The sequence below is a fragment of the Halocynthiibacter styelae genome, from assembly GCF_016123485.1.
Taxonomy (GTDB): Bacteria; Pseudomonadota; Alphaproteobacteria; order Rhodobacterales; family Rhodobacteraceae; genus Halocynthiibacter; species Halocynthiibacter styelae.
The window spans coordinates 28584-41886 of sequence record NZ_JADCKQ010000014.1 but is presented as its reverse complement, the minus strand read 5'-3'; the positions used below and the strand labels follow the sequence as shown (position 1 = coordinate 41886).

Annotated in this window: 11 protein-coding genes; 4 read left to right on the top strand and 7 right to left on the bottom strand. The window is 50.2% G+C overall.

What is annotated here, in order from left to right:
* Window positions 1–144: 144 nt before the first annotated feature.
* Complete coding sequence (locus tag H1D41_RS15655) at window positions 145–1509, top strand: hypothetical protein (RefSeq protein WP_228849803.1); 1365 nt, start codon at window positions 145–147, stop codon at window positions 1507–1509.
* Here the strand turns inward: H1D41_RS15655 and H1D41_RS15650 are convergent.
* The 5 genes from H1D41_RS15650 to H1D41_RS15630 all read right to left on the bottom strand — a co-directional run bounded on the left by H1D41_RS15650 (window position 1490) and on the right by H1D41_RS15630 (window position 8987).
* On the bottom strand, window positions 1490–3274 hold the full coding sequence (locus tag H1D41_RS15650; protein WP_228849802.1) for a hypothetical protein: 1785 nt from the start codon (window positions 3272–3274) through the stop codon (window positions 1490–1492). The two genes, H1D41_RS15655 and H1D41_RS15650, sit on opposite strands and share 20 nt — an antisense overlap.
* The gene (locus tag H1D41_RS15645) at window positions 3271–4689 is read right to left on the bottom strand and encodes a hypothetical protein (protein WP_228849801.1); all 1419 of its coding nucleotides are present in this window, start codon (window positions 4687–4689) and stop codon (window positions 3271–3273) included. Before H1D41_RS15645 ends, H1D41_RS15650 begins: the two co-directional genes overlap by 4 nt.
* Before the next feature lie 23 nt (window positions 4690–4712).
* A complete protein-coding gene (locus H1D41_RS15640) occupies window positions 4713–5696 on the bottom strand; it encodes a WcbI family polysaccharide biosynthesis putative acetyltransferase (protein WP_228849800.1) in 984 nt (327 codons plus the stop codon).
* Window positions 5693–6628 carry a GSCFA domain-containing protein gene (locus H1D41_RS15635; RefSeq protein ID WP_228849799.1) on the bottom strand — a complete coding sequence of 312 codons (936 nt, stop codon included), beginning with the start codon at window positions 6626–6628 and terminating at the stop codon, window positions 5693–5695. The genes H1D41_RS15640 and H1D41_RS15635 overlap by 4 nt, the downstream gene beginning before the upstream one ends.
* A gap of 97 nt (window positions 6629–6725) precedes the next feature.
* Window positions 6726–8987, bottom strand: coding sequence for a rhamnan synthesis F family protein (locus H1D41_RS15630; protein WP_228849798.1), 2262 nt, complete (start codon window positions 8985–8987; stop codon window positions 6726–6728).
* 934 nt (window positions 8988–9921) lie between these two features.
* Between H1D41_RS15630 and H1D41_RS15625 the strand changes: the two genes are divergently transcribed.
* The 3 genes from H1D41_RS15625 to rfbD all read left to right on the top strand — a co-directional run bounded on the left by H1D41_RS15625 (window position 9922) and on the right by rfbD (window position 12139).
* On the top strand, window positions 9922–10596 hold the full coding sequence (locus tag H1D41_RS15625) for a hypothetical protein (protein WP_228849797.1): 675 nt from the start codon (window positions 9922–9924) through the stop codon (window positions 10594–10596).
* A 93-nt stretch (window positions 10597–10689) separates the two neighbouring features.
* A complete protein-coding gene (gene rfbC / locus H1D41_RS15620; RefSeq protein WP_228849796.1) occupies window positions 10690–11244 on the top strand; it encodes a dTDP-4-dehydrorhamnose 3,5-epimerase in 555 nt (184 codons plus the stop codon).
* Window positions 11245–11251: 7 nt separating this feature from the next.
* Window positions 11252–12139, top strand: a complete 888-nt coding sequence (gene rfbD / locus H1D41_RS15615; RefSeq protein ID WP_228849795.1) for a dTDP-4-dehydrorhamnose reductase — start codon at window positions 11252–11254, stop codon at window positions 12137–12139.
* 51 nt (window positions 12140–12190) lie between these two features.
* Here rfbD and H1D41_RS15610 read toward each other — a convergent pair whose 3' ends face one another.
* Both H1D41_RS15610 and H1D41_RS15605 read right to left on the bottom strand, forming a co-directional pair.
* Window positions 12191–12415: a hypothetical protein gene (locus H1D41_RS15610; RefSeq protein ID WP_228849794.1), complete on the bottom strand. Its 225-nt coding sequence runs from the start codon at window positions 12413–12415 to the stop codon at window positions 12191–12193.
* A gap of 187 nt (window positions 12416–12602) precedes the next feature.
* Complete coding sequence (locus H1D41_RS15605; RefSeq protein WP_228849793.1) at window positions 12603–12998, bottom strand: hypothetical protein; 396 nt, start codon at window positions 12996–12998, stop codon at window positions 12603–12605.
* Window positions 12999–13303: the final 305 nt, after the last annotated feature.

Sequence of the window (13303 nt, the reverse complement as noted above, 5' to 3'; positions counted from 1 at the left end):
TCCGGCGTGGTATATTGGGATATTTCGCAAGAACATAACGCGCCTCTGGCACTGATGTTTCGCCGGTTTGATGCGGCTGACCCATTGTTTGCCCGCTTAGGTATACACAGCGCGTCTGAACAGGCGCATCACGGACAGCAGTGTATGGCGCATTTGCGACGTTTCCTAACCATGACGTTGGGTGATGTCATGATCTCCTGTGAGGATCTGACGGATTTCCCGGAAGAAGATCTCAGCGCAATGGCAGATTTCTTTAGCGCTTTATTCAGTCAGGTCAGTATCGTTCTCTATGTCCGCGATCCGATGGGTGGATTGTCTTCATCCGTGCAGGAGCTTGTAAAATCTGGTTTTACGTTAGAGCAGGTGGAACGACATCTTCACGGGGAAGAGGATTTACAAAGCGCAATGCTGGCACCGATCCGGGATCGCATTGAGAAAGTCCAAAGGGCTTTTGCGACGGCAGATTTACAGATGCGCCCCTTTGATCCTTCAGGGTTTGTCGACGGGAATTTGCTAAAGGATTTCTGTAACACGGCGCAGATCTCTGAGATTTCTTTTGAAGATGCCCCCCAAAACACCCGGGCCAGTGATCAGTTCATCACACAAATGTCCGCCTTAAACGCAAAAAATCCCCTGTTGAAGAACGGGTTGATGAACCCGGACCGCGATCCATGGCTGGCCGATGTTGCCGCGCATTTCACAGATCAGCCCTTTCAGGTGCCGGATAACTGGCAGCGGATCTGGGAAGACACGCGCCGCGAGGACAAGCGCTGGTTTCATGCGCAGTTCCCGGACGTTAACACATCCAGGACTGCAAAAGTCACAGTCTTAAAAACAGATAATGCGCCTGATCTGGAAACATTGCATCAGAATTTGCGTCACAAACGGGCAGGCGAGGCGGATCAGACACTGCATGACGCCATAAAAAGCGGCGATGTTGAACGCGCAGATATGACGGCTTTGCGCTTTTGTACGAATGCTGACCTTTTACAGCAGGTTGCAGAGCTTTTTCTGCGCCACCATCGTTACTATGAGGCCCGGTCTGCGTACCGTATGGCAATACTGCGCCACGTTTCGAACCCGAAACTCTGGAAGAATTATTTGTGGCTGTGCAATGTTTTGCAGTCAGACGATGAGGTCAATCTTATTGCTGCTTTGCAACCCGAACGACGGCAAGTTCGCCTGAAAAAATGGCGGGACAAATTGCTGGAAAATGCACCACAGCTTTCACCGGTAAAAACAGAAGGCGCGCTTCAGGTGACGGGTGATGGACATGTCAGCGGATGGCTGACGGATCCGGCACAAAATAACTTATCCCTGCCATTTGTCGTGACTGACGGCCAGTACCAAACAGGGCCTTACCTGGCCAACCAGCACATCGGGGCACGGAAGAGAAACCGCAATATGATTTATTGTGGTTTTTCCTTCTGGAAAGATCCTCGCATGACTGGTGAAATTGTTCTTAAATCTGTTGCGAGTGATCAGGTTTTTATGGCTGTGCCTGACTAACGAAAATATCCTGCGCAATCAGGTCAGGACCACCACCACACAGGCCAATGGTCAGCGGCAAGGCCGTAATCCGAATAAGATCTGTCAGGGGAAGATTGCACCAGGGGGCCTTCTCTGCGACCTGAAGCCCCTTACAGACTTTCTGATATTGGTCAGCAAAGCGATGGGGGTCGGGCGTAATCAGCCAATCATCGCCATATTGTGGAAACTGACGCCAATCCTGTTCGGAATACCGCTGCTGACGGATCCGGCTTTCTGACAGTTCAAAAGCCTCGCAAAGCTTGCCCCAAAAGGCGCTTAGTTCAGATGTATCCAGCCAGCGTGACATCTGGTTTTCGTGACGATGCGGGGCGCAGTTCATGTTGATGTCGATCAGTGATCCCTTCAGGCTGGGAGGCCGTATAGACAAAGACAGGCTGACGACGGGTTCATCCGGCAATTCTCTTAACATATCAGCAACAGTTGGCGTTTCAGCCCGGCTTTGTTGAATGAAAACAGCGCCTGAAGCTTCCACTTCAGTGACCCAATCTTCTTCATACACAACACCCGGGCGCATATCTGTGATGAATATCTGCCTGACGAAACCAGGATTGCAGGCCCGGAACTTTTGCAGCCATGGCGACAAGGCAGCCTCATCTGTGGCGTTCTGCACTTTCAGAAATACGTGAAATCCGGGATCTTCAGACAGGCGCATGGCCTCTCCGCGTTGCCCATGTAAACGGGTGTTTTTGTGGTCCGTGCTGACGGTGGTAAGACGGCGCTTCACCCGCATGAAGTCTTTTCTTTCCAACCCGCGCGGCGAAGGTTCTGTGGCGGCCTCGGGTGCGTAGACTTGTGTAAAACCCGTGCGTTCACACATAGCTTTGCAATGCGCAGCAGTTGCGGTCGTAATGTTCTGCTGTAGCCTGGAATTAAGGGCAAAAGGCGTTTCGTCGCGAATAAGGGATCGCAAGGTATCTGGCAGTGCCGATGCGCGATGAATGGCACGGGCCTGTGGTGTTGCGTGGACTGTACTTTGTTGCTGGGTCAGAGCGGCGGACAATTCCGCGGCAACCTGCCCGTAGCCTTCGTTTTCATTGCGGGCATATTTTCCCCAATTCCCATAAGCTGGCAGACCCAGGCTTTGATGCAAATCGGTAAATAAGCACCCCTCAGGCAAAAGATCGCGGTGTAACGGCCGTAAAATACAGGACTCCGAACCCAGCAGTTCATCAGCAGCCATAACGAATTTCTCAAGATGGTTACAATAGTGAATGATACGCTGCAAATGCGCTTCGTCATTCTGCACAAAGGGCGCCCAGACCATGCTGTGCGCCGCAAAACTACGCGCTGCAGAAACGGGATTACGCAGATACAATACGGGCCTCAATCGATAACCGTACAGATCACAAAACGCCTTAAGGGCACCCAGCATATGATGGGGATCACGGAAAAAGAGTGCTTCAGATGAAAGAATGATATCCGTGCGATCCCACAGGGGCTTTGCCAGTTCCTGCAGGCAGTGCGCACGTTCATTTGCCCATGCCTTTGCCGATCGTGCCCATGGCCAGTAAACGGCGCTCAGCGGATCAAAATGGTCGATATTATAATGCGGATGAATGGCCGTCTGAATAATCGCGTTATGCATTGTACGCCCGCGCCTGGGCACATAAAGCCCCATCTTCAGCAGTGGCAGGCGAAAGCTGTCAAGGTAGGCCTGGATTGTCGTACTGGCAGATTTAGGCGGGCCCAGATGCAAAAACAGATTAGGTTGAGATGAGGTCATAAAGTCAGATCACTGCTTTCACGCTTCAGGCGGTTAAAGATATTTTCACGGGATTTTTCACTATCATTAATCCGGGCCACCAGATCGCGCACGACCTGATCGGTCTGATCAAAAAAGCTGTTTCGATTTAGAATGATCATAGAATATACCGCAATGTCACGACGGAAGACTTCCGTGGTCATAAGCAGGGCCAGCCTTGCGTAAATTTCAGCGATATCCCCCAGGCCTTCATCCACAGCCTTATCCCGGATGCTGCGCGCCAGACGCAGGCTGTGCACAAGAGGTAAGGCCGCCAGGAAATAGTCCTGCGCTTCTGCAACAGGTGCTTTGTTCAGCTGGGCAACGACTTCCTCTTCCTCCTGTCTGACAGCGCTGTTCAGGATCTCATCACTCAATCGCATAATGTCTTCGTCAGATACATCAACTTGCGGCATTTGCAGGGCAGTCTCCAGGATCGTTTCATGGTCATATATGTCGGTAAATCCGGTCAGCTCCCGCAGAAGATCAATGTCCTCCCCGCTGCTGTTATATAAGGATCTTATAACTTCATCCGACGGGCGGTAGGGGCCGACTTCCAGTTCCGCAAGATGCTTGCGCAGCTGATGTGGCTTAAAATGCAATCCGATATGAGAGTTTTTATATTGCCGCATCAACCGGGCGTTCACCTCAAGCCCGACATGCGTACAAAGCTGACCCGCACCAATATTTCTTTTCTGATTCTCAGCCGGGCATGCGACATCTGACAAACCAATGGCAGACAGAAAATCAGAGATCAGATTTCCCTGCGGAAAGCAGGCCTGATCAAATCGACGAATATCCAGTTCGTCAGGCCCAAAGCGGGCCTGCATATCTGTCAGCCAAACCCGGGTTAACCGGATCATTGCATGGGCCGATCCCACAGAACGTTTAGACATGAAACCAACAGTGGCGCGCTGGCTGATCCAGGACAGCGTCGCCTGCAGCGGAGAACGCATATAAATAATAAAGCGAACCTTATAACCATAACTGCGGAAATAATCGGCGATACGTTCACTTACCACTGGCCCCGCACGCCAAAGCGCTTCGGAAGACAGCACAATGTTTTGCTGTTGCTCAATGCCCTGCTGGATGTGGGCACGACAAAGTGCTTTGTTCTGGGCAAACAGGCGGGGCGAAAAACAATAACTGCGTTCCCCCATGGGCAAACCGTTTTCTTCAAGGTCCATAAAGGCTGATTGCCAATATTCTGTGTCGTTCAGATTATGACCAAACAACAAACCCTTATGCGGCATCGTCCATGTATTTTTCGTCGCCAGAAAGTCGTGGTGGTCGCGCAAATACGCCTGAATCGTTGTTGTACCTGTTTTGGGCGGGCCGACATGAATGAAGACTGTTTTACCCTCAGGGGAAAAGGCTGCATTTTCAGACTCTGTCATACTTCATACTCCACAGGCATTCCCTAACAGGCTTCTTCGCCAAACCAGTGCCAGACGTCTTCTGCACCAAGGTACTTGCGAACCTTTTCCTCGCTGTCCTGAAAGCTATCCAGACTCGCAAATGTGCGTTTAATCATATCCTCTAATTCGAAATATTCACCGCCATCGCGTTTTCCCGTGCGCCAGCGCTGTTGATAAGAACTCAGACCCCAGTAATCTGCAAGTTCCGGATAAACCGGCCAGATCAAGCCATCCGCCATATAATCTGGCACGTTTTGCCTGTAGTTTGCATATTCGCCCTCTGAGATCACAGGAAAGTGCCCCGATGCGTTGGCAGCGATATGCATTATGTCCACCAGAACCTCAGCCTTCGGATGGTTGGGACTGTATTGAAAATCACCCTGACGCATCCAATCTGCATGCACCCCTGAAATATCGATCCCTGAATCTGCATATGTGTCGAACAGTTTTACCCGTTCCTGTTCATACTGTTCAAAATATCCTGTGTTTTCAAAATGTTGCGCATTGAACAGCTTTAAAGTATCGCTGGCATTTTTCTTAAGCATCCACGCTGAAACCGCAATTTTCGAATGCAGCGCACCCCGCCCCAAAGGAGAGGTAAGTTTCGGCATCCAGAAACAATCGACACGCGGCCCCAAATAGCGAAAGCGCGGTATTTCAATAACCTGCATTCCCTGATGACTGGTGATGCCATCCAACTGCAGCAGAATATCAGGGTTATGTGTGGAAACGCCTTTTTCAACAAGGGCGTCGACCGTGGCGGAGGCTTCCGGAAGATAGCCTTTCAAACGGGTGAGAGTATTCGGCAGGCAAATCAGGATATCGGTTGCGGCAACCGCGGAAATAAACGCATCCCCACGTATTTCATGCCAGTCGTTCAGCCGGGCCGTCACAATGCAACGCACCCGACACCCGGGGTGCAACGCCCGGATATAGTCTAGGAATGCGGTTGTCGCACAATCGCTGACGATCAGAACATTGATCAAAAATCCAGATCCTTCATCAGTTCCAGGTCGTCACATATGTCGTCATCTCCGGGGTTTTCTCCGGCACTGGCCAGGACGGGTTTGTTGCGGGAAGACAGGTTTTTCAGGACGGTCTTGTCAAAATGCTGCATGACCTGATCCACAATCTCTGGCCGCACCGTCCGGCGATTTCCATCTTCGAAGAAACAGTTTTGCGTAAAAGAATTCGTAATCATCTCATAGGCGGGAAAGTAGTGCACAAAACTATGGGAGGCTTCCATTTCAGCACAGCACACCCGAAGTACTGATTTGCTAAAGCTGTTGGCCACGGCAACATGTTCATCAGAGAAGGTCGCAGTCAAAGGCACGGGCGAGACCGAAAGAATAACTTTGACCGTCGGATTCATCTTTCGCAACCAGGCCAGGGCCGAATGCATTGCCGCTGTCGTTTCAGCAGCGCTATAGTTGTGAAACTCATATTGTCCAACGTCAGAATAAATCCCGGGACAGTTCGGCAATGTGCGCCCGGTGTCAGGAACGCGCCAGGCTTCGGTCATGCCAAGCGTAAAAACAAACACATCGAGATTGCTCAGAAGTTCTGAAACCCTGGCTAAGTGCCTGTCACGGGCAGCACGAACATCATCCGGCGTTTCGTAACCGTCCTTTTGAATAAAGGGCCTGTAACAGTCGACATAGCGCCCATCCCGACGTTTCAACGCACAATTGGGATCCGCAATACCCTGTTCAACTTCCTGCATCAGCTGCAACAACTGGTGGCAGGTGTAGATATTACCATAACGGCCTGAAAACGTGGGTTCCCCTTCCGCTGCAGGCTCAGAAACCAGGTAATTCTTACGATACCTGGCCATAAGATATCTGGAAATATTCTGCGCAAAACAACTGCCGGCGGCTGCGATTTTTTCCGTTGCTTTCAACGTGAACGGCCGGGTCATCGGAAGCAATTGCAAGCCTGAGTTGCCCTGCATTGTCCTGGCCCAAAAAGCTGATTCCGGTTGTTTGATATATGGATTTACCATGATTAAAATTCTCTCAGGCGTTGGCTGCCAGCAGTTCCTCGAACAAGTCTTTGTTCGTCTTTAACCGGGTCCGGAATTTGCGGTACTTATTGTCATGCGTCGCTGTGTATTTGATCACATGATAACCAGCATCAGACGCACAGACCCCAATGAGACGTTCAAGCGCATGTGCGGTTGTGCCATCAAGTTGCCCCGCTTCCTTTGGAAAATCTTCCGCTGTCAGCTGCCTGTCTAAGATTGGACGCAGGGCATCTGTGCGCGCCCAGAACATGCTGCCCATAGGGAAAACAAATTCACCATCATCGGGCAAATCTAAGTCTGGAAAAATTGCACTGGCGATGTGTTTGTTCACGGTCCAGCGATACCCGCCGGTGAGATGGCTGGGGGGGCGAGGCGCGATAATGCCCAGTTCAGGAATGCTTGCGAACAAAGATACGATACGATTGACGGCTTCTGTATTGTCCAGAAGGTCAGCCAGAATGTGATCCATCCATCCGTCCGACTTCTTAGAATGCGCGGATTTTTTCGTATGTAGATGCAGAACGATATCGTGGTTCTCATAGACATCTCTGAAAGCTACGAATTTTGGAAAGATATCCCGGCCAACGTTATCGGTAACCCGGATTTCATAATTTTCAATACCCAGCCGATCAAGCAGGCATCTGATTTCGTCGCATTTACTTTCTTCATTCGTGGAAATGTAGTAAAATTTAGACTGGATGCGCTCTGTCGCTCCGATCAGGTCCTCCAGTTCATCCACATAGAACGCATGAATGAAGACCCCAACAGGGCGTTTAAACCTGGCCGGTGCCTTTCGTCCGGGAAGGCTGTAATGCGATTTGGTGGTCTCTTCTTCGATTGGATTGCCGTGAAGGCCCGGCATCGCGGCCAGATCATGCAGGGCGAATGGAATGTTGAATTTAGCCACCTGGAACTCAAAGTCATTCTGGAATGAACTATAAGGTGCGTCCAGTGCTTTCACGCGTCGGGTATATTGCAACAGCCTATAAAGGGCCTTGCTCACGTTTTGACGCGGTACACCCTGTAAAATATCATTTCTGACCTGATCATAAAGTGCCGTCAGGTGCGTAATCGGCATCAGATGTGTCCCGTCGGGAAAATATTCTGACAAGGCCGTAGTATCAGTGTCCTGAACGATCGTTGCTACGTTTGACAGCTCAATAACGGGGATCAGCCTGATCAGATTAGACAACCGCTGTGCAACGATATGAAGTGCGTGTTCCTCCGGAATATTAGGCATCCCGGTCAATCGCCCAGCCAGAAGTACAGTCAGAGAATAGTCACCATCCGGTGCTGTACTTTGCGCGTCAACAGCAAGAAATTCAGCATTCTTCTTGTTCAGGTCATAAATTTCATCTGAGTCCGATACAATAAAGTGACGCGATGTTTCTTCCCCGGATGTTGTCCGCGCAGGTGTGACCTCAGGCAGCGTCATCTGCGCTGCAATATTGCCTTCCAGTAAAGCTTGCTCAGCCGCAGCAACAATAGGCTGCACGACAACATCAAATGCATATTTCTGACGTACAATATCCGCTGCCTGTTGCGCATTCCGGGCCGTCAAAGCAATGTCCCGTGCCTTCCAGTTTTCCCAGGCATTTTGCAGCTCTGACGTATTGGACGCGAAGGTGACAAAAGGCGTTAGCTCTTCAGGGAAATCTATAGGTCTTTTAATGACCGGATGCGCACCACACGAAAGCACATCCAGAATTCTGTTCGACATAAATCCACATGATTTCATCGAAGTGAACTGATCACAGATAACAAATCCATGTCGGTTATAATGTTCTGACAACAACTCATTCGGGATCTGATCAGTCTCAATCGCATCCGTGGACACATGCTTTTCCCAGCCACGCCCAACGTAGCTTATCGGAAGTTGCGCTGATTCTGTGATCCTAAAATAGTCGCGATCACGATATTGGGTGTTCGCAACAAAGGAAATCCGGCCACTGGTGTCAGATTGGTGACCATATGGGAAAATTCCGGGATCCGTTGCCTGAGGCAGATAGGTCCAGTCGGCATTCCAGGTTTGCGCGGAACGCTCACAAAACCATTCGGATGCAACGAAGACTTTCTGATAGCCCCGGATCAGGTTTGGTAACAACATTTCCGGATGGCTGATCACCCAGAGAATATTCGGAAATCCTGGCAGGGGATCTTCAAGGAAGCGCCCGACAATTCGCAAAACGACATCATCATGCCCCTGTCGTTCTATATCCGCACCATAGCCCCATATTTTTGTACTGTGTCCCATACACTGAAGAGATTTTTCAAGGGACCCGACAAAATATTTCTCGCCCCAATTCTCCAAAGAGGCCCGCGGACTGGATGTGCTGATATGAAAATGCAACGGAACCCCTTACGCCCAACAACATGTATTACATTGGAAGCATATATATTATAGGTTGTGTGATAAAGTAACTGAAATTTAAAAAATTATTGAAGTGATCCTGAAAATTTAAATAGTGAACCAGACGTGACGCCTGCCAAAACCAGAAGAATTTCAGGATTTCATTGACATACAACTTGTGGCACACCTATGCCAATAAAACCCGCACCCTGCAGATCTGACCTTTGTTAATGAGAAACACCCGAACATCCTAAGATGCGGAGTCCGAATGCCTACTTCTGATCAGAAAATTTTCTTCCATATAGGCCCCCCCAAGACCGGCACCACCGCTATTCAGAATCATATGCAGGATTTTAAACTGCAAAATGCGGCAGACGGGGTCTGTTACGCAACGCCCGGAACCGGGGGGCATCAACGCCTTCAGATGCATATGTTCCTCCCTTTTTCGGCCCACCAGGACAACCCCTGGCCTGCCGGGTTCTACGCAAACGAGACAATTTCTCTTTCCCAGGACAACTACAATGCCCGCCGGGAAAAAGCGCAACAGGAATTACAATCCTATCTTCGCGATGGAAAAAACATTGTGTTGTCATCAGAGGGATTTTTTGTTGACCGTCCCAACTTCACATCAAGCGTCGCCGAAATATCAGCACGAAATGCCGCTCAGTTTGCTGCTCAGAATAGCCTGAAACCATACGTTATTGCTTATCTTCGGCATCCTGTTGATCTATGGCTCAGCCTGCTGCATCAGACGTCCTCGTTCCATGCGATCGGTACATTCAGACAGATCCTGCAGATCAGTTGGCGAAGGCTTGATAAGCTACGCACGCAAATCGAAATGTTGCGAAACGTTTTTGGCGAAGATCACGTGATCTTGCGCAGTATGGATCCGAAAGATCTGAATGGCGGCACCATTATAAATGATTTTCGATACTCTGTCGGCCTGCCGCCCGTTTCTGTCGCCGACCGCCGCCTCAACACCAAGGATACCGGGAAAGCTGTCGGTTTGCGCCTCAAGCTGCACCGACACATCATTCAGAACCTTCCGGAAGGTCAGGATCCCCGCCAGCACTGGTCGCCCCTTATTCAGGCTTTTGGCAGCGCCTTTACCAACGACACTTCAATCTATCTGCCGTCCCGTGACCTTCTGCTTGTGGCGCTGGAAAAGCTCGAACCTGTCAGGCAGTATTTTTATGACCTGACCCAAAATGAGAAACTCTTCGGGCCGGATTACGCCGAACGATATCTAAACCTGGTGTCAGAGGATGAAAAACCGGATTTGTCACAAACGGACATGTTTGCCGCTTTATCCTCAGTTATGACCCGTGCAGACTATGAACTTGCTGAAGCTATGCTGGATCATGCAGATCTTAGCGCAAGTTCTGACTGGTTCGTTCAGAACATCCGGCGCTTTCGGAATGTTAAACAACTCAAGCGATTACATGACAAAGCCGTTGCTGAAAATGTAACCCAAATTATAACCCTTACGGCGAAATTGCTTACGCCGGATTAATCGTGATACTAAAGTCCGGAGAAACTTTGCGGCAGCCCCCATTGTTAATCCCAGAGAATACAACACACCCCGGAACGGAGCCCTTCAGCCACAATGGATATCGAAACGACATCGTTAAAGGGCGTGTTAATTGTCACTCCGCGCCGGTTTGTGGATGAAAGAGGCTTCTTTTCAGAAGTCTGGAACAAAAGTGATGCACAGAAAGCCGGCCTGACATACGAATTCGTCCAGGACAGCCAATCTATTTCGGCGCAGGCCGGAACCATCCGCGGGTTGCACTTTCAGGCCCCTCCGCATGCGCAAGACAAACTGGTGCGATGTGGTCAGGGCGCTTTGTTGGATGTAGCGGTGGATATACGCAAAAGCTCAGCAACTTTTGGCCAGTCGATATGCGTGGAATTAAGCGCAGAAAACGGCCAGCAACTGTTTGTGCCAAAAGGGTTTTTGCATGGTTTTGTCACTCTGAAACCCAACACCGAAATGTTATATAAATGCACAGACTTTTACGCCCCCGCAAGCGATGGTGCTGTGCATTTTGCAAGCGATGGCCTGGGGATCGACTGGGGTATTGATCCCTCCAAAGCGACCGTTTCCGATAAAGATGCCAACGCGATTGATTTCGCGCAGTTTGAATCGCCCTTCGAGTAGGCCGAACATGAGAATCGCCATATTCGGCAAGACCGGTCAGGTCGCCACAGAACTGCAGCGGATCGGATCAGGACAACATGACATTCAGGTTCTGGGCCGGGATGTTGTTGATTTCTCGAACCCCAAAGCCGTTACCAACGCTGCGGCGCAACTGGACGTTCATGCCGTGATCAACGCTGTCGCCTATACTGCAGTTGACCGGGCCGAAGAAGAAACAGAGCTGGCCAATACAATAAACGGAGCCTCGGTTGATGCCCTCGCAACGGCCTGCGCGGCGTCCAACACCCCATTGGTTCATATATCCACAGACTATGTTTTCGATGGTTCAGGTGAAAAACCATGGAAGACGACGGATCACACCGCGCCCGTGAATGCCTATGGGCAAAGTAAACTGATGGGCGAACAGGCAATCACCGCGTCGAAGGTTAAGGCGGCCATTTTACGAACCTCATGGATATTTTCTGCCCATGGGAACAATTTTGTAAAAACCATGCTGCGATTGGGTGCAGAACGTGATGTGTTAACAATTGTTGGCGACCAGATTGGTGGCCCAACGTCAGCACATTCAATCGCACGCGCATGTCTGACACTGGCCGAAAAACTGCATACCGGCGGACCACCGGGCCTGTATCATCTTTCTGGTTACCCGAATGTAAGCTGGGCTGATTTTGCCCGCGAAATCTTTGCCCGGTCGGATCTGTCCCCCCAGATCAGAGATATACCCGGTGCAGAATTTCCAACCCCGGCAAAACGGCCACAAAATTCCCGCCTCGACTGCAGTTTAATCTTTGAGGATCACAAGATCGAACGACCTTCCTGGCGCGATGACCTGCGTCATATTCTTGAAGATCTGAAAAAATCGAAATCCCACCAGAACGTACAGGGTTCCAACTGATCTGCCGGAAGCCCAACCGGGAGGCAACGTTTTCCTGCTAAGTTACAAATCTCATTTTCCGATACCCTCGCAAAGAGAGAGCGGCAAATCGAAAGATTGTGGATCTGAACTGTACCAGGCTGCAATCATATAAAAAATCAGCGCCAGCGAGAGTGAAAGCAAAGTAAGGCCGACTGTTTTCCAGGACAGGCCTTCAATGACAGCAAATAGCATCTCACCCAAAGTTGAGATTGAACATAAGACGGCAAAGGTCATCGCTGTGTAATAGATGAACATTCGGGAAACTTCCTGATTTGAACCCTGGCAGAAATCGTCTCCTCTCCCCCGGTCATTCAAAGGAATTTAAGGCGCACCCTGGGGGGAATAAGTGCGCCCCGGAGTTGCAGAGAATTTCTTTGCTTCAAATCTGGCCATCCAGGAAACCAATCCAGATTAGTCAAAGCAAGATGCTCTGCATCCCGTATCAGGTTCCAGGCGTCGTCACACAATCGTCGCCATCGCAAGTCAAAGTGAACCCTGGTCCGTCGCTTGGGATGTGAGTTGTGACAGTGCGTTGACCGCGCGTTACCGTCTCTTCGTAATATTTATTGCCGTTCGGTTCTGTTGCGGTAACCGTGACGGTATTTCTCTGCTTACGGGTAATCCGGCTCCAGTGTTTCCCTTCAGCAGTCACCCCTTTGATGTAGGTGGTATTTCCCTTCAGCTGCAATTCGTAGCTGCCACCGTCTGCCATCGTGCAGCTGTGCTTATGCCGGTCACCGGTGCAGGATGCACTTGCGGCCGTGGCGATCATTGAAAGTGACGCTGCCAGACCCAGGGCACCGAGAGAAGTCGTAATTTTGTTTACTGAATATTTCATGTTTCTGTCTCCGCTGTTGTGGTCTTCAGAAGACAGCAAATGCGAGTGAAATCAAATTCCCCCATTATGTAAATATGCGGGAAATATTGATCATAGTCACCACCTATGCGTGAGCCGCGGTAACAACAAAGCGTCAAATATGCGCATGTCTATGTAGTTTGACGCTAATCAGCGTCACCATGACCCTGAACTGCATGCTTTTGTACGACGTGTAAAACCCCTTGAGGCCTGAACACCCTGGCTTCAGCCTGATATCCTGCCGTCGCCAGATTATTGTCGCTGATCTGCTTTCCTGAAAAAAACGT

Bases quoted from the DNA above. Each gene is read 5' to 3' on its own strand.
- H1D41_RS15655 (WP_228849803.1), top strand. From the start codon at position 145: ATGGCGCATTTGCGACGTTTCCTAACCATGACGTTGGGTGATGTCATG.
- H1D41_RS15625 (WP_228849797.1), top strand. From the start codon at position 9,922: ATGTTGCGAAACGTTTTTGGCGAAGATCACGTGATCTTGCGCAGTATG.
- H1D41_RS15650 (WP_228849802.1), bottom strand. From the start codon at position 3,274: ATGACCTCATCTCAACCTAATCTGTTTTTGCATCTGGGCCCGCCTAAA.
- rfbD (WP_228849795.1), top strand. From the start codon at position 11,252: ATGAGAATCGCCATATTCGGCAAGACCGGTCAGGTCGCCACAGAACTG.
- rfbC (WP_228849796.1), top strand. From the start codon at position 10,690: ATGGATATCGAAACGACATCGTTAAAGGGCGTGTTAATTGTCACTCCG.
- H1D41_RS15630 (WP_228849798.1), bottom strand. From the start codon at position 8,987: ATGGGACACAGTACAAAAATATGGGGCTATGGTGCGGATATAGAACGA.
- H1D41_RS15645 (WP_228849801.1), bottom strand. From the start codon at position 4,689: ATGACAGAGTCTGAAAATGCAGCCTTTTCCCCTGAGGGTAAAACAGTC.
- H1D41_RS15605 (WP_228849793.1), bottom strand. From the start codon at position 12,998: ATGAAATATTCAGTAAACAAAATTACGACTTCTCTCGGTGCCCTGGGT.
- H1D41_RS15635 (WP_228849799.1), bottom strand. From the start codon at position 6,628: ATGACCCGGCCGTTCACGTTGAAAGCAACGGAAAAAATCGCAGCCGCC.
- H1D41_RS15610 (WP_228849794.1), bottom strand. From the start codon at position 12,415: ATGTTCATCTATTACACAGCGATGACCTTTGCCGTCTTATGTTCAATC.